General features: G+C 46.2%; 2 protein-coding genes. One reads left to right on the top strand and one right to left on the bottom strand.

From position 1 onward, the window contains the following. Positions 1 to 364: sugar diacid recognition domain-containing protein (locus WMO25_RS18040; RefSeq protein WP_349086606.1), on the bottom strand; the 364-nt coding region annotated here is incomplete at its 3' end. Positions 365 to 661: 297 nt separating this feature from the next. Here WMO25_RS18040 and WMO25_RS18035 point away from each other — a divergent pair. Further along, positions 662 to 1,372: glycerate kinase family protein (locus tag WMO25_RS18035; protein ID WP_349086604.1), on the top strand; the 711-nt coding region annotated here is incomplete at its 3' end.

The raw sequence follows: 1,372 nt of genomic DNA, 5'->3' as shown, positions 1-1,372 counted from the left end.
GGCTGATGGTGTTCAGTTCCCGTTCACGGATCAGCAGATGTGTGATGCGCTCCGCCAGATGGGCATATTTGCGGACTTCATCCGGCTGTCCGGTAATGCCGATTACGGCCATGAAGGTCTGATTGTAGTAAACAGGCAGATTGATGCCCATGCGTGTGCCGTGAAAATTGTCATCGGCCCGGACCTCAATCGTTTCGCCTGTAAGGGCTGCCTGATGGCCGATTTCATGAAAGGTGCCGACTCTTTCCGGGTCCGTACTGGCAAAGATAATGCCATACTGGTTGATAAAATTTACATCCCGTCCGCAGACGTCTTTCACGGTATTGACGACCTGGGCAGCAAGGGTTCTGTCGATTTTAAACATAGGGTACCTCCGATTAATAATGCTACAAGTATACCATAGCTATTTCTTGCACTTTCATTGATAATAACGATTTTCATATTATGAACCTGTCATTGAGATGGATTAGTTAGAGCTATTTTATCATAAAGTGTTATAAATAACAATTTATACCGGATGTATACAAGAAAATTGTTCTGTATAACATATATACAGAGTGTCAAAAAGGATATACTTTCAGTAAGAAAATAAAAACGGCAGAGTGCATCTCGGTTAGCGGATGCAGTCAATGGACAGAAAAATGTATGGGGGTATCAACAAATGAGAGCAGTGATCGCAATCGATTCTTTGAAAGGCAGTTTAAGTTCTATTGAGGCAGGGCAGGCCATTGCGGAGGGCATCAGAAAAGCGGATGCCAAGGCAGATGTGGTCATCCGGCCGTTGGCAGATGGCGGAGAGGGTACCGTGGAGGCTCTTGTATGCGGCATGAATGGGACATTACAGCATGTGAAGGTGACAGGCCCATTGGGTGAGCCGGTTGTCTGTGAGTACGGCATTATTGCTGAGACAAAGACCGCAGTGATTGAGATGTCAGGTGCAGCAGGTATTACACTTGTACCGGATACCAAGAAGAATCCGCTTTATACAACGACTTATGGTGTGGGTGAAGTCATTCGTGATGCCATTGAAAAAGGATGCCGCAGATTTATTGTTGGTATCGGCGGCAGTGCCACAAATGACGGCGGTATTGGTATGCTGCAGGCATTGGGCTACGGTTTCCTTAACAAGGACGGTCAGCAGGTGCCTTTTGGTGCCATTGGTCTCAAGGAATTAGAGACAATTACAGATACTTACGTCCTGCCGGAGCTGGCGGAATGTGAATTTAAAATAGCCTGTGATGTGACGAATCCCCTTTGCGGTGAGAATGGCTGCAGTGCTGTTTACGGCCCGCAGAAAGGTGCCAATCCATCCATAATTATGGAGATGGATAAATGGCTTCGTTATTATGCAGCTCTTGCAAGGGAAAAATTT

It is taken from the genome of Coprococcus intestinihominis, assembly GCF_040096555.1.
Classification (GTDB): domain Bacteria; phylum Bacillota; class Clostridia; order Lachnospirales; family Lachnospiraceae; genus Coprococcus_A; species Coprococcus_A intestinihominis.
Note: the sequence above shows the minus strand (reverse complement) of the source record. Positions and strands in the feature narration are given on the sequence as shown.